The sequence below is a fragment of the Ramlibacter sp. MAHUQ-53 genome, assembly GCF_052600055.1.
Genome location: NZ_JBQWTS010000003.1, coordinates 99,332 through 114,892, shown reverse-complemented (window position 1 = coordinate 114,892; position 15,561 = coordinate 99,332). Strand labels below are relative to the sequence as shown.

The window sequence follows — 15,561 nt, the reverse complement described above, 5'->3', positions numbered from 1 at the left end:
TTAGCGGTTCGAGGGCGAGGCCCACCAGGTGGACATGGCCCAGTTGTGGGCGTCGTAGTACGGCGGGATGGTGGCCGGCAGCTGGAAGCGGCCCGGCCGGTACCCGATCAGGAAGTTGCTGCCGTAGTAGTGCGGCACCGAGTAGTGGGCGTGGGTCAGCACCCGGTCGAGGGCGCGCAGGGCGGCGCGCAGCTCGGGGCGGGTGCGGGCCTGCACCACCTTCTGCAGCAGCGCGTCGACCGCGGGGTCGGCGATGCCCCAGTAGTTGCTGGAGCCGGGCGTGCGGGCCGCCTGCGACCCCAGCCGCTCGATCAGCTCGCCGCCCGGGGCGGTGCTGCCCGGGACGCGCGAGGACGTGAGCTCGAAGTCGAACTGGTCCATCTTCTGCTTGGCCAGGGAGAAGTCGACCTGCCGGAACGTGAGCTGGATGCCGAGCTTCTCCAGCGCCTTCTGGAACGGGGTGACGACCCGCACCAGCGAGGGCTGGTCGCTCAGGAACTCGATGGTGAAGGCCTCGCCCTGGGCGTTGCGCAGGGCGCCGTCGCGGTAGGTCCAGCCGGCCTGGGCCAGCAGGGCCTGGGCCTGGCGCAGGTTCTCGCGCAGGCTGCCCGGCGGCGCCGTGCCGGGCGACTTGGGCACCGGCCCGAAGACCTCGGGGCGAAGCCGGTCCTTCAGCGGCTCGAGCAGCGCGAGTTCGTCCGGGCCGGGCAGGCCCTGGGCCTGGAACTCGGAGTTGGGGAAGTACCCGTCGACCCGCTTGTACAGCCCGTAGAACAGCTGCCGGTTCATCCACTCGAAGTCGAACGCCAGGGCGATCGCCTGGCGCACCCGGATGTCCTGGAACTTGGGCTTGCGCAGGTTGAAGACGTAGCCCTGGAAGTCGCCGGGGTTGCGGTTCTCGAAGGCGCGCTTGGCCACCTCGCCCGAGTCGAACACCCGGCCCTTGTACTGGCGGGCCCAGTTGCGCGAGATGAACTCGCGCATGAAGTCGAACTCGCCGGCCTTCAGGCCCTCGAAGCGGGAGGTCTCGTCGAGGTAGGTCTTGAAGGTGATGCGGTCGAAGTTGAACAGGCCCTGGCGCACCGGCAGCCCGGCGCCCCAGTAGGTCGGGTCGCGCACGTAGGTCACGTCGCGCCCGAAGCGCAGGCTGGCCAGGCGGTAGGGGCCGGAGCCCAGGGGCGCGTCGGTCACCACCTGGTCGAAGGGCTTGCCGCGGCCCCAGTCGCGGCTGAAGACGGGCATGCTGCCCACCACCAGGGGCAGCTCGGGGTTGGGCACGGCGAAGTCGAAGCGCACGGTGCGCTCGTCCACGGCCACGGCATCGCGCACCTCGGCGAACAGCACGCGGTACTGGGGCGCGGCCAGAGGCCCGACCAGGGTCTTGTACGAGTGCACCACGTCGGCGGCGAGCACCGGCTTGCCGTCATGGAAGCGGGCCTTGGGGTGGAGGCGGAAGGTGGCGGACAGCCCGCCCGCCGGCACCGAGACATCCTCGGCGAGCAGCCCGTAGGCGGTGGTGGGCTCGTCGAACGTGCCGGTCAGCAGGGACTCGAAGACCAGCGAGGCCAGCGCGTGCGGCGCGGTGCCGCGCAGGGTGAAGGGGTTGAACTTGTCGAAGGCGGTGGGCCGCGTCGGCGGCACCATGCGGATCTCGCCGCCCTTGGGGGCGGCCGGGTTCACGTAGTCGAAGTGGGTGAAGCCCGGCGGGTACTTGATGTCACCGAACTGCGCGTACGCATGCCCCGCCCGGGCGGGCGCGGCGGTCAGGAGCAGGCACAGGAAGGCAAAGAACCACGGCAAACCTCGCATGCGACAATTCTGCCGATTTTTCACAAGCGAGCGACCATGGGATTCCTCTCAGGAAAAAAGTTGTTGATCACCGGGGTTCTGTCGAACCGTTCCATCGCCTACGGCATTGCCAAGGCCTGCCATGCGCAGGGGGCCGAGCTGGCCTTCAGCTACGTGGGCGAGCGATTCAAGGACCGCATCACCGAGTTCGCCGCCGAGTTCGGCTCCAAGCTGGTCTTCGACTGCGACGTGGGCGACGACGCCCAGATCGAGAAGCTGTTCACCGACCTGTCGGCGGTGTGGCCCAAGTTCGACGGCTTCGTGCACGCCATCGGCTACGCCCCGCGCGAGGCCATCGCCGGCGACTTCCTGGACGGCCTGTCCCGCGAGGGCTTCAAGATCGCCCACGACATCAGCGCCTACAGCTTCCCCGCGATGGCCAAGGCCGCCCTGCCCTTCCTCAATGACAAGTCGGCCCTGCTGACCCTGAGCTACCTGGGCGCGATCCGCACCGTCCCCAACTACAACACCATGGGCCTGGCCAAGGCCTCGCTCGAGGCCTCGGTGCGTTACCTGGCCGAGTCGCTGGGCCCCAAGGGCATGCGCGTCAACGGCATCAGCGCCGGCCCGATCAAGACCCTGGCCGCCTCCGGCATCAAGGGCTTCGGCAAGATCCTGAGCGTGGTCGCCGAGACTTCCCCGATCCGCCGCAACGTGACCATCGAGGACGTCGGCAACGTCGCCGCCTTCCTGCTGTCCGACCTGGCCGGCGGCGTGACCGCCGAGATCACCTATGTCGATGGCGGCTTCAGCCAGGTGGTGGGCGGGATCGCGGAGCCGGCCGAGGGTTGATCGCGGCCTTCCCCTGAAGAGCCCGCCATCGGCGGGCTTTTTTTCGTCCATCCGCGGAGCCTGGCCCGGCACCGGTGGCGCGCGGTTTGAAAATTGAATTCCTCCGTACTATTTTTCCGTGATGGCAGGATCAGGCCCCGGGCCCGCGCGGATCGCTCAGCTTCTGAACGAAGGCTTCGGCACAGGAGCCTCGGTCACGGAGGATGGCGTGCTCCACCTGCAGGCGCACGATGGCGTGGCTGTCGCGGTCTCACGCTCTCCGGATGGCGAAGACCTCGTCCTCTACGCTGCCCTCGCCGTCCTGGAGGGCCCCCGGGACGTGGTGCGAATGGTGACGGCCCTTGCCTTCAACCTGCACCAGCAAGAGACCCACGGCGGTGCGATCGGCCTGGATCTGGGCACGCGCACCCTCGTCTATTCCTGGCGCCGCCCGATCGAGGGGTGCAGTGACGAATTGGCCCTGCGGGCCGTGGCTGGCTTCTGCGATGCCGCGAGTTCACTCGCGGCCCGGCTGGCCGAGTGCGTGGCGGAGTTCGACGGCGACGAGCTCGACGAGCTGGAACGTCGGCTGGCGGCTCATGACCGCTGGTTCGCGGGGGGCGCGGAACTGGCGGCCCGCGAGGAACACCCAGGCAGCGCCCCGTCCCCCTGGCTTGGCCCTTGACTCCCCATGGCCGACACCATCGACCACTCCCTCGCCTCGAACTGGTTCACCGCGCTGGCGCCACGCCCCGACCTCGCGATCGGGCACGGCCTCAAGTACTTCACGCAGCAACTGGGAGCCTCGATCGCGGATATCGGGGCCGCCCTTTCCCGCCTTCGCGGCGGCACTGCCCCGGCGGTACCCCTGACACCGCCCGGTGACGTCCGCCCGCATGATGCGCCTGCCTCCGAACGACATCCCCCGACGTCCCTGGCGAAGTTGCGCTGCGCGGAGACCGGCCGATTGCATCCCGAACTTCCACCGGGGCGGTGCCAGGAGATGATCGCCGTCATGCGCCTCGCAGAACACGTCTACCGACCGCAGGCCTTTCCCGTGCGACCCCGGCCGTCGACGCCCGAGGAGGTCGCGGCCAGCGCCGATGCCTTCCTGCACCGGGTGCCGATGCCAGGCCTGGGTGTCCGCGAGAGTCCCGCCCTCCTGCCCCCGGCCCTGATGAATTCCTCTCTGTTGAACGCCGGGCTGGGTCCGCTGGTCGCCGCCAGCGAACGGGCCACGGCGGCCCTGGGCCGCGAGCCCTTGCCGGTGCCTGGACAGGTCCAGCATCACTTCCCGAACACCCTCCACGATCCCAAGACCGGCTTCACTGCCCTGGTGACGGTCAACCCGCAGCGGGAAGTGACGGTCACGTTCGGGGGTGCGGGCAACCAGCGCAATCGGGTCGGCTCAGGCGTGCGGGCCGTCCTGAACGTCCTCGGGCTGACGCCCCCCAAGAGCTTCGATCAGGCGGCCCTGATGACCCGCTTGCTGAAGCAGCACCTCGAATCGGTGAACCGGCAGCTGGCGAGCGCGCAACCTGCTCAGCCCGCGTACACCCTGAAGCTGGCGGGCCACTGCATGGGCGGTGCGATGGCGACTTATGCCGCCCTGCGCAACGACGTCGATGCGACGGTGATCGCGCCGCTGCGCCTGGGCCTGCTGGCTCGGGCCCGAGTCGGCCGCGAAGGCATGGCCCGCGCCGAGGCGCGCGTGACCGAGGTGGTCGTACAGACGGACTGGGTCGCGGACAACCGCGCGGCCCGGGCCTATGTCCTCCTCAATGTCCTGAGCCGGCTGTTCACCGGGCAGCGGGCGAACTGCGCGGGCGCCATCGGCAAGCGCTTTCTGGTGCCGTGCCCGACACCCGCCAACATCGAGGCCGACCTGCTGCGCAGGACGAATATCCGCATGGAACGCATTCCGGGCCTCGTGCGCGGCTTCGATCCCCACAACGAGATCGAAACCTGCCTGCGCATTCACGAGATCTGAGGCCCGCCAGGTCCGGGCGCGAAGGTTCAGTCGGCCTTCACGCAGTCCGCGAAGTACGCCGGCTTGCCGTCCTCCCCCACCTCCTCCACCAGTCCGTGGATGTCGGTCTCGAAGCCCGGGCACTGGGCGTTGAACTCGCGCGAGAACTTGAGGTAGTCGACGATCTTCTTGTTGAACACCTCGCCCGGAATCAGCAGCGGGATGCCGGGCGGGTACGGGGTGATCAGCGAGGTGGTGATGCGGCCCTCCAGGTCGTCGATCGCCACCCGCTCGGTCTTGCGGTGGGCGATGTAGGCGAAGGCATCGCTGGGCTTCATCGCCGGGGTCAGCGGCGAGGTGTAGATCTCGGTCGTCAGGCGCGCCACGTCGTACTTGGCGTACATCTCGTGCACGTGCTGGCACAGGTCGGCCAGGCCCATGCGCTCGTAGCGCGGGTGCTGCTGGCAGAACTCCGGCATGATCCGCCACATCGGCTGGTTGCGCGCGTAGTCGTCCTTGAACTGCTGCAGCGCCGTGAGCATCGTGTTCCAGCGGCCCTTGGTGATGCCGATGGTGAACATGATGAAGAAGCTGTAGAGGCCGGTCTTCTCCACGATGATGCCGTGCTCCGCGAGGAAGCGGGTCACGATGGATGCCGGGATGCCGGTCTTGGCGAACTTGCCGTTCAGGTCGAGGCCGGGCGTGACGATGGTGGACTTGATCGGGTCCAGCATGTTGAAGCCGTCGGCCAGGCTGCCGAAGCCGTGCCATTTGGCGTCGCGTTCCTCGCCCTGGATGATCCAGTCGTCCGCGCGGCCGATACCGTCCTCGGCCAGGTGGTCCGGCCCCCAGACCTTGAACCACCAGTCGTCGCCGTATTCCTCGTCGACCTTGCGCATGGCGCGGCGGAAGTCCAGCGCCTCCAGGATGCTCTCCTCCACCAGCGCGGTGCCGCCGGGCGGCTCCATCATGGCCGCGGCCACGTCGCAGCTGGCGATGATGGCGTACTGCGGGCTGGTCGAGGTGTGCATCAGGTACGCCTCGTTGAACAGGTGCCGGTCCAGTTTGCGGTTCTGCGAGTCCTGCACCAGCACGTGGCTGGCCTGCGAGATGCCCGCCAGCAGCTTGTGGGTGGACTGGGTGGCGAAGGTCAGCGACTCGCGCGGGCGCGCCCGCTTCTTGCCCATGGCGTGGTACGGGCCGTAGAAGGGGTGGAAGGCGGCGTGCGGCAGCCAGGCCTCGTCGAAGTGCAGCGTGTCCACGTAGCCATCGAGCATGCCCTTGATGGTCTCGGTGTTGTAAAGCACGCCGTCGTAGGTGGACTGGGTCAGCGTCATCACGCGCGGCTTGACCGACTCGGGGTCCACCCCCTGCAGCAGCGGGTTGGCGGCGATCTTGGCCTTGATGGCGGCCGGCTCGAACTCGCTTTGCGGGATCGGGCCGATGATGCCGAAGTGGTTGCGCGTGGGGCGCATGAACACGGGGATGGCCCCGGTCATGATGATCGAGTGCAGGATCGACTTGTGGCAGTTGCGGTCCACCACCACCACGTCGCCCGGGGCCACCGTGTGGTGCCACACCATCTTGTTCGAGGTGGAGGTGCCGTTGGTGACGAAGAAGCAGTGGTCGGCGTTGAAGATGCGCGCGGCATTGCGCTCGCTGGCCGCCACGGGGCCGGTGTGGTCCAGCAGCTGGCCCAGTTCGTCCACCGCGTTGCACACGTCGGCGCGCAGCATGTTCTCGCCGAAGAACTGGTGGAACATCTGGCCGATCGGGCTCTTGAGGAAGGCCACGCCGCCGGAGTGGCCGGGGCAGTGCCAGGAGTAGGAGCCGTCCTCGGCGTAATCGAGCAGCGCCTTGAAGAACGGCGGCTGCACGCTCTCCAGGTAGCTCTTGGCCTCGCGGATGATGTGCTTGGCCACGAACTCCGGCGTGTCCTCGAACATGTGGATGAAGCCGTGAAGCTCCCGCAGGATGTCGTTGGGCAGGTGCCGGCTGGTCTTGGTCTCGCCGTAGATGTAGATCGGCACGTCGCTGTTCTTGCGGCGCACTTCCTCGATGAAGCTGCGCAGGTTCAGCACCGCAGGGTCGAGGTCGGGGCCGGGCGTGAACTCCTCGTCGTCGATCGACAGGATGAACGCGCTGGCGCGGCTTTGCTGCTGCGCGAACTGGGCCAGGTCACCGTAGCTGGTGACGCCTAGCACCTCGAAGCCCTCGGCCTCGATGGCCTGCGCCAAGGCGCGGATGCCCAGGCCCGAGGTGTTCTCGGAGCGGTAGTCTTCGTCGATGATGACGATGGGAAAGCGGAATTTCATGGGCGGGCCTTCGGGCGCTGGCGCAGCGAAAAAGTCGGGACGAAACGCGAAGTGTATGCAAATCGCGTGACGGTCCCGCGACGGAAGCGTCAGCGCCGTGCCGCGGCACCCGAAAGCGCGTCCGCGAGCCTGGCGGCCACCGCGTCGGCCAGGAGTGCCGCCTTGCGCAGCGCCACCGAGTTGCCGGACCAGGCCAGCGCGGAGAACTCCCGCAGGGCGCGCTCGCGCCCCTCGACGAAACTGCGCTGCTCCTGCGAGGGCTTGCGGCCCGGGATGGCCAGCCAGGCCCCCTCCTGGAAGCCGGCGAGGAAGCCGACGACCTCGGCCACCGCCCTCTCCTCGGCCTGGGCCTCCTGCTGCCTGCGCCAGGCCCCCACCCGGGCCGTCGAACGCTCCAGGGCCGCCTTCACGGCGGGGTCGGCCGCCGCGCCCCCCTTGGTCTCGACTTCCACACTCGACGCCCAGGCCGCCCGCAGGCCGCGATCCTCCTGCTCCAGGCGCTCGTCCGCCTCCTCGGCGATGCGCTCGACCTGGTCGGCCCAGAGGGGGGCGGCCTGCGTGAGGGTCATCCGCAGAAGGGTGTCCTGCGTGTCCCGCTTCAGGTGGGCCGCCGACCAGACGCCCACCCCCGCCGACTCACGCCCCTGCCGCAGCAGCACCAGGAACCCGAGCCACTCGGCATCCTGCGGTCCTTCACGGGCGAGGCGGGCATAAGGCGCCTGCAGGCGGGCCGGGTTGTCTGCGGCCATGAGGCGCAGGGCGCTGGCCGCGAGCGAGAGCTTCCGAAGGCTGCCCATGCCCTCGACCTGCAGCAGCTGGACGGGATCGCGCGCGAGCAGCCGCCCCAGGGTGTCGGGCCCGGAGGCCAGCACCCGGCGGGTATGCGGGCCGCCCGCCGCTGCCCGCCCGGGCACCGGCGCATCGGGCGCCGGGCCGCCGAGTTCCAGCGCGCACACGAGCATGGCGTGCAGTTCCTCGCCCTGGTCGCGGCGGGCGCCGTCGACCCAGGCCCGCAGCGGGTCCTTCAGCCGCAGCAGCGCGGGGCCGGGGCCGGCGTCCCGGCGCCGCTGCGGCGGGTCGGCCCGCCGCAGGCCGAGGGCCAGGGCGGCCGCGTCGAGGGCATCACCCCGCTGGGCGACGGGGGCCAGCAGGTCCTGCACCAGCGCCTGCATCGCGGCGTCGCGGGGCACGCCGGCCGCGGCCAGGGCGCCGGCCAGCACCTCGCCCAGGGCGGCGAGGACCGGCGCAGGAAGCCGGCCGGAGCGCACGACGAGCCCGTCGGCCAGGGCCTTCAGCGCCGGGGCCGGCGGCAGCGCCCGGTACGCATCGAGTGCGTTGGCGACGACGACAGCGAAGGTGCGGGGTTCGATCACGCCGCCGACGCCCAGGTCCAGGACGCCGTCGGCCAGCTTCGGGGGCAAGGCCGCGGCGGGCCCGGCGCCGTCTTCCTGAGGGAACAGGACGCGCCGGTGACGCTGCGGCAGCGGTGCGCCAGTCTCGGGCGGCGGGTCGACCGCGGCCCGCGCGGGTGACTTCAGCTCCGCGGCTTGCAAGGCGTTGCCCACGAGGCGGCCGTGCAGGCGGGCCGACGAGGCGCCGACCCGGCTGGACCGGATCTCCTGGCGCTGATGCGCGGCGCCCGGGGGCGTGACCGGGAGTGCCCCGGGCTTGGAATGGGAAGGGGGCGAGGATCGATCCATCGTGCGGGCACCCGCTGACGCAAAGCGGCCAGTGTCAGCAGCGGCGTCGCGTCGGTCGCCAGCCAAGGGACCGGCGGCGTCCCAGCAGGAACGAAGCGGCCGCGTGGGCAGGCGGCCCGTGTGGAAGCGGCAGTGCCTCGGCGCACGCCAGCCACGGGCGAGGCAGCGAGCAGGCAAAGGGCGGCCCCCCGCTGGGCGCCGCCGGGCATCCTGGCGAACGAGGCAGGGATCCCGGAAACCTGATGGGGCGCGGCGCTCCCCCGGTACTGCGGTGCGGCGTGCCTTCCGGCGCCTGTGGCGCCCAGGAAGCCACGATGCCGATAGGGTGTCTTCCTGGACCCACGAGGAATTGTCCTGGAGCCTACGCAATGACAACGAACTGCGACTGCAATGAGGCCGTCAACGCCCTGAGGGAAGTCCAGAAGCTGCTGGAGTCGTTACTCGCGCAAGCCGACGAGGTCACCGCCGAGGTGGGCGTCGAACCGACCGCGCAGGAGGCCCTGACCTGGGCCCTCGCCGAAGTCGAGACGATGGTTGCGCGCCGTTCCAGCCACTAGCCTCGAGCGGTTCCCCTTTCTCGCCAATTGCCCCATGGAGCAGGACTGATGAACAGCAGTCGAATGATGAAGGCTGCAAGGCGCGTGCCCCGGAGGCCATCCCACGCTGCGGCGCCTATGCCCGCTCCACGGGGCAGCCCTGCCAGAAGCCAGGAACAGGCGCTGGCGGGCGCTGCCGCCATCACGGCGGCGCCAGCACCGGCCGCCCACCAACGACGAGGCGACACACGAAACAAGGCCGTGATGCCGCTGATTGGTGTCGGCTACTGGTCGGCGTCATACGTGAGCTTCACGGTCGACCTGATGACGCCGCATGCTGGTTTCGGCCTGGCAGGCTCACGGCGCAGCGCGTCGAAGAACTGCTCGCGATCTACAGTCAACCGGCCGGACAACAAAGGAAGCGGGGCGGCGGTAACCATGAACTTCTCATGGAGGAGCGAACGACATCCAGCCAGTGCTGCGTGTCCTGCTTCGCCAAGACTTCCTCGACCTCGGCGTACAGCTCGTCAATGTGGGTCAGCCGCGTGGAGACGTCACGCAAGCGCGGGTCTTCAAAGAAATCTTTTTCCCGCCCCATGATCTGGAAAAAGCCCTGCCACTGACGGTCACTGTAGACCAGGGCGCTGATGTACCCATCCCGCGTGCGGTAGGGCCTGCGAAACGCTGACAATTGACGGGCGTGCCCGCCCCGGTCCAGCAGCGGCTCAAAGGTCAGCCCGCCCATGTGGTCGGCGAGGACAAAGGACACCAGGGTCTCGAACATGGGGATGTCGATGCGCTGGCCCAAGCCGCTGCTCTGGCGTTCGATCACCGCGGCCAGCATCACGCCCACGGCGCTCAAACCCGTGACACGGTCCGCGATCGCGTTGGGCACATAGCGCGGCGCCTCACCCGTGCTGCGGTGGAAAAGCGCCGCCAGGCCACTGACGCCCTGAATCAGGTCATCGTAGGCCGGCAGGGCCGCATACGCACCATCCTGGCCGCAACCGAAGACACCCGCATAGATCAACCGGGGATTGACCGCATGCACGGCCTCCCAGCCCAGGCCCAGCCGGATCATGGCTTGAGGACGGATGTGTTAGACCAGGATGTCCGCACCTTCAGCCAGGCGGAGCAATGCCTGGCGTCCGCGCTCCTTCTTCAGGTCCAGGGCGATGCTTCGCTTGCTTCGATTGCTGTTGAGAAACAGGGCCCCCATTCCCGGATGCCGCGACGGCCCCGCGCTGCGCAGCGTGTCGCCCTAGGGAGATTCGACCTTGATCACATTGGCCCCCATGTCACCCAGGGCCTGCATGCAAGATGGGCCCATGACGATGGAGGTCATGTCTAGGACAGTCAATCCATGCAAGGAGCCTGAGGTGCGGCCAGGCTTGTGGCGAGGTTCATTCGTATCGTCAGGCATGACTCGTTCCATGGGCGCTTGCGACTGCGGGTGACCCTCAGCGCGCAGTAACGCCACCGTCAACAACCAGTTCGCTGCCCGTCACAAAGGAGGAGGCCTCACTGGCGAGGTAGAGCACCGCAGATGCAACGTCTTCAGGCTGGCCCACCCGACCCAGGGGATAGGCCTGCCTGGCTATCCGGTGCCCTTCTACGATGTTGCCTCCGCCGCGAAGGCGGATGGCGGCCTGCCCCATGTCGGTCTCGACAATGCCAGGATGAACCGAATTGACGCGGATGCGCTGGGGCGCCAATTCCAGGGCGCAGGCTTTGCTGAACAGGTGTACCGCACCTTTGGACAAGCAATAGACCGATGCCCCCGCCGCGCCACGCAAACCCGCCACGGAAGACATGTTGATGATGGATGCGGTGCTGCGACTGCGCCGGACAGGATCGGCCAGCAGGGGCAAGGCCGCGCGCGTCCCAAGAAACACGCCCTCGATGTTCGGTCCGTTGACCCGACGCAAATCTTCCAGGGAGGTTTCCGCCAAAGGCTTGACCATGAACACGCCCGCGTTGTTGACCAGCACATCGAGGCCGCCCCATTGCGCACGGGCCAGGTCGATCACGCGCTGCCAGTCGTCCTCACGGGTGACATCCAGGGCGGCGCAATGCGCCATGAACCCCTCATCGCCAAGTGTCTCAGCGATACGCTGAGCACTCTTCGGGTTGAGATCGGTCACCAGCACCGCGGCCCCGGCACGCGCCAAAGATTGGCATATCTCCGCGCCGATGCCTTGGCCGCCACCTGTCACAAGGCAGGCGCGCCCCCTCAGGTCAAAACCGCGCGGGTATTGCATTGAAGCATCCCTATTCATAGCTGGGTCCTCGTGAAGCTCGCTGGAGACGTTGAGGGCATCAACGCATGCGAGTGTGATTCGGACCGCCTGGAAGGTCTGTTACTTGCGCGACTGGGCCAGAGAAAAAAGCGCGTCCGGATGGACGGTTAAAGGGCGCCCCGACCTGCTTGAATGGAGCTGCCGAGTGATTGCTGGGAAGCGACTTTACGGGCTCCTCTCAGGGCTGATGTCAGAACTCGGTCCGACACAGGCTCTGATCATTGCCAAACGACGGCATGCTGCTGGCAATCTGGAATTTTTGGGGTGCCAGAGACCCCTCAATCAGCCCAGTGGAACGACGCACCAACCAGATGAAGGTTGATGGGTACGATGAGGGGTGACTAATGAAAAACGCCCCGGAAGGGGCGTCTTTGCTTGTGACCTGGCGGGAGGGCGTCATTCCCATCATGCCTTGAAACCCGCATGAATGCTCGATCTCGCCCATACATGCACACCGCGTTACCCGCACTGTTACCCACAGGCCCTCGTCGCTTGGCACTCTCGATTGTCACGCCAGCCCCTTGGGGGGCCGCTTCATCCGGCGCAGCATCAGGTTGTCGCTCCTGACCCGATACACGGCCAGCGCCATCCCCGCGTGGCGCAACACCACGTAGCCCAGTCCCTTGAACGTGACGTAGCCGCTGGTGTCGTCCGGGTGCCCGGCGTCCGCCTCGCTGGCGAACCATGCCACCTTGGCCCGCCGCGTTAGATCGGCGCATACCTCCTCCGCTGGAGGCTTGAACACGTGAGTTTGTTCACGCGGCATGGCGCAACGCCTCCAGCTCGTCAAAAGCATCCTGAAGCTGGGGCACGTGCAGTCGCTGTATGGCGATCAGAGCCGCGTGCGCGGCGTCATCCAGGGCATGGCCGCAGCGGGCCAGTACGCCTTCAATCAGGGCGTCCACGGTTTGCGCCGTGTTGCCCTGGCTCTCCGTCGCCAACTCGCAAAGGTCGTCGTTGCTGATGTCGCGTATCAGGCTTGCCGTGTTGATGTGGCTCATTGGTTTTGGCTCACAGTTGATTGTGATTTAAATGTAGTTCATCAATCATAGTTTGTCAATGAAAATATTGGCTTTAAGATGGCCTGAATGTGCTTTTTCGTTCGCCGCGCTGTTCACCTCGGGCGCGATGTCCGCAAGGTGTGGACCCGATGCGACGTGCCCTATGTGTTTGGCACTGCGCGTGCCTTGCGACCCCGGGGGGTGGGGACCACGACCGAGACCCTCCCCCGTACCTTCACGACCGGCTCTTTGCGCGGAACCAAAGTTGGGGGCTTGCGTCGATCGGCCAGTCAAGTACGATACATGTCAAATTGAATGGCATCGTGAACTCAAACCCCAAAAAAGGTACCGTTGCTATTGCAAATTGCGAGTTGGTATTCGAGTGCCCCAGAGACTGGCACAAGCTGACGCTAACAGCCACTCAGGACGTGAGGTATTGCGAGGCATGCGCAAAAAACGTGACGCTGTGCAAAACCGATCAGCAACTCCAACAACTTGCGGGCGCTGGCGCGTGTGTGGCCATAGAGCAGCCCCCTGTTAAGACTTTCCAAAATCAGCGGATCAGGATGGGGCTGCCACCGATGAGCGCAAAGGCAAAAGCATTCATCGAGGGTCTCGGCGATCTTAATTTTCCGCCGGACAAGAAGGATCTGCACTGAGTCGGAGCACGCGGAGCAGCGATGAATCGCTTTAGAGACACGAGCGAATCAAGTGGCCGACTGAGTTTCGAAGCTTGACCCTCTAAATGTTAAGGTTAGCATGCATATGAGGATTTTTAGTTCATTGTCAATTATTGGCGTCGCTGCGAGCCTGATGGGCAGTGCAAACTTGGCGAATGCGCAGTCTTCGGGATCGGTCAATCTAGTCTGTCGCGGCGCTCTTCCCTCGAAATTCGACGGCAGGGAGAAAGAGACAACCAACATTGAGGGAAGCAGCTTGAAGCTTGATTTGCAAGACCGTAAGGTGCGAATGCAGGGCTATCTTGGTGCGTGCATGAGTGATGAGGCCGCGCTAATCTCGGTCTCGGACGACTCGGTTTACTGGCAATGTCGGGGCGACAGTGAGTTGATCAGTTGGATGTCTAGTTTTACTCTAAATCGCCTTACTGGCGTCCTGCAAACGCGAGGCGTCTTGTCAACCAAGAACCCCGATCAAGCGGGATGGAGACACTCATACACCAGCGGTGAGATCCGATGTGAAATCGCGAGTCGACTGTTTTGATTGGCCGCTGGATGACTTTAGAGCTTTTATGATTAGCGGGACCTGACTGAGGATTTCCTGTTCCGTGGAGCGACACGAATAGGCACTGGAGGCATCAGACGTGGGGCCGGATAGGCGGTGTAAACCTTCTGGGCCGAGGCGATCTGCAGGGTGCTGCATATCGCCCCTTCGTCCTGCTCCTGTTTGGGTTGACCCAGCCAAATTTAATCGTCAAACTGACAAGCGACAGTCAATTGGGACTGTCTAACTCAAACATCGTCCTCGCGTCCTCGAAAGGGTTCAAGATGAAGAAGCTTGTTATTGCCTGCGTTCTGATCGTCTCCTCCATTTCCGCTGCTCTGGCTGCTTGCCCGCCCGGGACGCGCTACCAGTGCTGGCCGACACCTAGCGGCAAGCAGCAATGCGGCTGTTTCTAAACTGCTGAAGCGGATTTACCATCAGAGCCGGCGTATATGCCGGCTCGTTTTCAGAGCTTGCAGACTACTGAAGCCTCAGGGCGAAGTCTTCTGTGCGCGAGCAGCCTAGGCGGGTAATAGACCGTCGAATCAATGTGATTACATTTTTAAAGTAATCCTATGCAGCAGACCAAGCAGGATCGGCTCAAAGAGAAGTTTCGCAAGCGGATCGAGGCGCGAATCCAGGCGCTGGCGGCCAAGGGCCCGTCCAAGGCCAAACCTCGGGTGTGGGCGGACAAAAAGGAGGATCTGGTTCCGTTCGTCCTATCGAAGCCCGCGCAGTAGAGGCACCGATCCGGCCGTTTGAAGCGAACACATCCATGAATAACCCGCCAACCATCGGCGCAGCCACGGTCACGAACTGCAAGTTCGAGTACGAGTGCCCAAAGGACTGGTTCAAGCTGATGCCCACCGATCCGATCCCCTGCGACCGGCGGCATTCACGAAAGACGCAGATGACACCCAAGCAGCAAAGCGAGCAGCGCAAGCGGGTAATGGAGCAGCGAAGCAAGGCGGCCGAGGCGCATCGGGCTCAACTGCTGCCGGGGGCCAAGGTCAAAGTTTGGGCGGATCGCGCAGAGGACTTGATTCCTTTCACGCTATCGCAAGACGCGGCCAATCCGACTTCCCCCGAGGATCGGAAAGAACCAGACTAGCCGCGCGAGGCTCAGAATTGCCAGCGCTTCTTACGCGGCTTCCGGCGCGTGTCGTACTGGATCGGCACGTCGCGCAAATACGCCGCCGCCTGTTGTAGGTCTCGTTCGAACTCCAGCACCACGCTGGGCCAATTCGTCAACGTGATCCAGTTGCACAGCTCTCCCATGTGGTCAACAAACAACGTCAGCACTTCGCCGGCTACGGCCGGGGCTTGGCCCCGGCCATTGACAAGGTAGGCCGCTTCGAGCCGCGGCCGGAAATCCGCTTCGAACTCGTTGCAGTGCTGACGGATGCGGTTTCGTTCTGCCGCCGAGACTCCGGCCTCTACGAGGCCGTCATACAGCGCCTGTAATCCACGGCAGTACCGCCAGCCGAAGGTTTTCGCCACGTGCCGCAGTGCAGTGCGAGGGCGCTCGCGGGTCGCGTAGCCGGGCTCCCTGCCACATAGGCACCATGCGGCGGAACTTAGCGCGCGACCGACGTCGTTGAAGTGGTACATCGCGTCGGACCCGGCGGGCTCCATGCCGGTCTCCGTGTATCGCTCGCGGCGCCAGTCGCGGTACAGGTCGATTCTGCGCAGGGGGTCGTCGGGGACTTCTCGCAGGTGGGCGGCATATTCGTCGTCTGTGCGTTTGGCGCGGGCGCTCTTGTCGTACTCGGCGGGGATGGGGTGGATCATGGCTGGGTGCCTGTCAGGTGAGGTTGGAAAAGCGGGGTTGTGGTTGTCCGCGCGCCGTCGCGCTATGCGGCAACTGGGCGGCGGCATCGCGTGGGTGTTAGGCACCTAA

14 protein-coding genes and 1 pseudogene are annotated in these 15,561 nt (G+C 65.9%); 7 read left to right on the top strand and 8 right to left on the bottom strand.

Annotated features, from left to right (window positions below):
• Positions 1-1,809 carry an extracellular solute-binding protein gene (locus tag ACT80S_RS06530; RefSeq protein WP_377414144.1) on the bottom strand — a complete coding sequence of 603 codons (1,809 nt, stop codon included), beginning with the start codon at positions 1,807-1,809 and terminating at the stop codon, positions 1-3.
• Between the two features lie 36 nt (positions 1,810-1,845).
• Between ACT80S_RS06530 and fabI the strand changes: the two genes are divergently transcribed.
• From fabI to ACT80S_RS06515, 3 genes are all read left to right on the top strand, one after another.
• Positions 1,846-2,640: an enoyl-ACP reductase FabI gene (fabI, locus tag ACT80S_RS06525; protein ID WP_377414141.1), complete on the top strand. Its 795-nt coding sequence runs from the start codon at positions 1,846-1,848 to the stop codon at positions 2,638-2,640.
• A gap of 121 nt (positions 2,641-2,761) precedes the next feature.
• The gene (locus tag ACT80S_RS06520) at positions 2,762-3,304 is read left to right on the top strand and encodes a CesT family type III secretion system chaperone (RefSeq protein WP_377414545.1); all 543 of its coding nucleotides are present in this window, start codon (positions 2,762-2,764) and stop codon (positions 3,302-3,304) included.
• A 6-nt stretch (positions 3,305-3,310) separates the two neighbouring features.
• Positions 3,311-4,609 carry a lipase family protein gene (locus tag ACT80S_RS06515; protein ID WP_377414138.1) on the top strand — a complete coding sequence of 433 codons (1,299 nt, stop codon included), beginning with the start codon at positions 3,311-3,313 and terminating at the stop codon, positions 4,607-4,609.
• 26 nt (positions 4,610-4,635) lie between these two features.
• Here the strand turns inward: ACT80S_RS06515 and ACT80S_RS06510 are convergent, their stop codons facing one another.
• Both ACT80S_RS06510 and ACT80S_RS06505 read right to left on the bottom strand, forming a co-directional pair.
• Positions 4,636-6,903, bottom strand: a complete 2,268-nt coding sequence (locus ACT80S_RS06510) for an Orn/Lys/Arg family decarboxylase (RefSeq protein ID WP_377414135.1) — start codon at positions 6,901-6,903, stop codon at positions 4,636-4,638.
• An 89-nt stretch (positions 6,904-6,992) separates the two neighbouring features.
• Complete coding sequence (locus ACT80S_RS06505) at positions 6,993-8,603, bottom strand: hypothetical protein (RefSeq protein ID WP_377414132.1); 1,611 nt, start codon at positions 8,601-8,603, stop codon at positions 6,993-6,995.
• 368 nt (positions 8,604-8,971) lie between these two features.
• On the opposite strand from ACT80S_RS06505, the gene ACT80S_RS06500 reads away from it, so the two are divergent.
• Positions 8,972-9,160: a hypothetical protein gene (locus ACT80S_RS06500; RefSeq protein WP_377414130.1), complete on the top strand. Its 189-nt coding sequence runs from the start codon at positions 8,972-8,974 to the stop codon at positions 9,158-9,160.
• A 376-nt stretch (positions 9,161-9,536) separates the two neighbouring features.
• Here the strand turns inward: ACT80S_RS06500 and ACT80S_RS06495 are convergent.
• From ACT80S_RS06495 to ACT80S_RS06480, 4 genes and pseudogenes are all read right to left on the bottom strand, one after another.
• A pseudogene (locus ACT80S_RS06495) lies at positions 9,537-10,562 on the bottom strand (CaiB/BaiF CoA transferase family protein).
• Between the two features lie 37 nt (positions 10,563-10,599).
• Entirely contained in the window at positions 10,600-11,400 is an 801-nt protein-coding gene (locus tag ACT80S_RS06490; RefSeq protein WP_377414128.1) for an SDR family NAD(P)-dependent oxidoreductase, read from the bottom strand.
• Between the two features lie 547 nt (positions 11,401-11,947).
• Positions 11,948-12,205, bottom strand: coding sequence for a hypothetical protein (locus tag ACT80S_RS06485; protein ID WP_377414126.1), 258 nt, complete (start codon positions 12,203-12,205; stop codon positions 11,948-11,950).
• Positions 12,195-12,440 carry a hypothetical protein gene (locus tag ACT80S_RS06480; protein ID WP_377414123.1) on the bottom strand — a complete coding sequence of 82 codons (246 nt, stop codon included), beginning with the start codon at positions 12,438-12,440 and terminating at the stop codon, positions 12,195-12,197. The genes ACT80S_RS06485 and ACT80S_RS06480 overlap by 11 nt, the downstream gene beginning before the upstream one ends.
• Positions 12,441-12,751: 311 nt before the next feature.
• Here ACT80S_RS06480 and ACT80S_RS06475 point away from each other — a divergent pair, with 311 nt between their 5' ends.
• From ACT80S_RS06475 to ACT80S_RS06465, 3 genes are all read left to right on the top strand, one after another.
• Complete coding sequence (locus ACT80S_RS06475) at positions 12,752-13,099, top strand: hypothetical protein (RefSeq protein WP_377414121.1); 348 nt, start codon at positions 12,752-12,754, stop codon at positions 13,097-13,099.
• A gap of 1,137 nt (positions 13,100-14,236) precedes the next feature.
• Entirely contained in the window at positions 14,237-14,401 is a 165-nt protein-coding gene (locus tag ACT80S_RS06470) for a hypothetical protein (RefSeq protein ID WP_377414119.1), read from the top strand.
• A gap of 35 nt (positions 14,402-14,436) precedes the next feature.
• On the top strand, positions 14,437-14,772 hold the full coding sequence (locus ACT80S_RS06465; RefSeq protein WP_377414116.1) for a hypothetical protein: 336 nt from the start codon (positions 14,437-14,439) through the stop codon (positions 14,770-14,772).
• 11 nt (positions 14,773-14,783) lie between these two features.
• Here ACT80S_RS06465 and ACT80S_RS06460 read toward each other — a convergent pair whose 3' ends face one another.
• Entirely contained in the window at positions 14,784-15,452 is a 669-nt protein-coding gene (locus ACT80S_RS06460) for a hypothetical protein (protein WP_377414113.1), read from the bottom strand.
• Between the last annotated feature and the right edge of the window lie 109 nt (positions 15,453-15,561).